We start from the raw sequence: 1264 nt of genomic DNA on the forward strand, positions 1-1264 counted from the left end.
ACGCCGACATTGATTTCAGTTTGGTTTTTATGGTTGTTCATTATAAGCTTACTCTGCCTTGCTATACGGGCTCGAGGCCCCAATGACTGTTCGAGTTATTGCTAGGAGTTATGCAGCGCTACCCACTTGTTACCGGTCTCTCGTAAGAGGAGCCGCCATTCAATCGAGCTACTGCATAAAGACCCTCAACGGCCATTGAGGGTGGGCCTCCAATTTACCCTAAAATGGAACGGGATTAACCATACAAACTGTTTAAGAGTGATTCGCAACGCGTGGCATTTTTACCATGCGTTGGTTTTAGTGATTAAGGTGGTTTTCGGCGGCTCTTGTATTGCGTTGCTCACACCTTAACAGGGCGTTATATTTTTATTTGAATTCATAGGATTATAAATTATGCATCAAAAGATTCTTCGATTCAGAGTTTCTTTATCGGGAAGCGAACCGGAAATTTGGCGAGAAATTGATGTGCCAGATCATTACAACTTCTGGGAATTGCATGTTGCTATTCAAGATGCAATGGGTTGGCTTGATTACCATTTACATGAATTTTCTCCAAGAAAAGCTGGTCCTACAAAAGGTAAGCGGATCGGCCTTCCCGAGTCAGAGCATGATGAAAGTATAATTGCAGGTTGGGAACTTTCAGCAAAAAAATATTTCACATCACTGGGCAATACTATTGATTATGTTTATGATTTTGGTGATAGTTGGCATCACGAAATCACTTTGGTTGGTATGTTTTTAGCTCCCTTAGATTCTACTTTTCCTCAATGCTTAGACGGAAAAATGGCTTGTCCACCAGAAGATAGTGGTGGCTTATATGGTTATCAGAGTGTGTTAGAAATATTGTCCGATCAAAGCCATGAGGAATATGTCGATACAGTTGAATGGCTGAAAAATCATGCAAAAAATTATTGGCCATACGACCAGCATGCGTTTAGCCCGAAAAAAGTCGAATTTTCAGACCCTTATCTACGCTGGTGTAATGCATTTAATCAGCCCTATCAGCCGTAAAAATATAATCGGGTAGCCGGAGGTATCTAGCCTCCAGCCCCCACACCACCCTGCATGCGGCTCCGCACAGGGCGGTTCATTTAGAACACCTAACTAGCTTTCTGGTTAGGATAATGAATTGCGATCCATCCATCTCTTAGTGAATATAATCCTGCTTTCTTTAGATACTCATTACTCAGTGCTTGCTGTATTCCTGGTGTCTTCGAGCTCCTCCATGGGCCTTTACTTGTGATACCACAGGCGACAGCTGCTT

1 protein-coding gene and 1 pseudogene are annotated in these 1264 nt (G+C 42.6%); one reads left to right on the plus strand and one right to left on the minus strand.

Annotated elements, in window-relative coordinates; genetic code table 11:
- The first annotated feature begins 393 nt into the window (after nucleotides 1-393).
- Entirely contained in the window at nucleotides 394-1011 is a 618-nt protein-coding gene (locus tag L1D47_RS20730; RefSeq protein ID WP_239886626.1) for a plasmid pRiA4b ORF-3 family protein, read from the plus strand.
- A gap of 89 nt (nucleotides 1012-1100) precedes the next feature.
- On the opposite strand, the pseudogene L1D47_RS20735 reads toward L1D47_RS20730, so the two are convergent.
- A pseudogene (locus L1D47_RS20735) lies at nucleotides 1101-1264 on the minus strand (group II intron reverse transcriptase/maturase); the annotation flags it as partial.

The sequence above is a fragment of the Shewanella sp. Isolate7 genome, assembly GCF_022398425.1.
Lineage (GTDB): Bacteria > Pseudomonadota > Gammaproteobacteria > Enterobacterales > Shewanellaceae > Shewanella.

What these genes read in the sequence shown, in the direction of transcription:
- L1D47_RS20730 (WP_239886626.1), top strand. Translation starts at nt 394, where the DNA reads ATGCATCAAAAGATTCTTCGATTCAGAGTTTCTTTATCGGGAAGCGAA.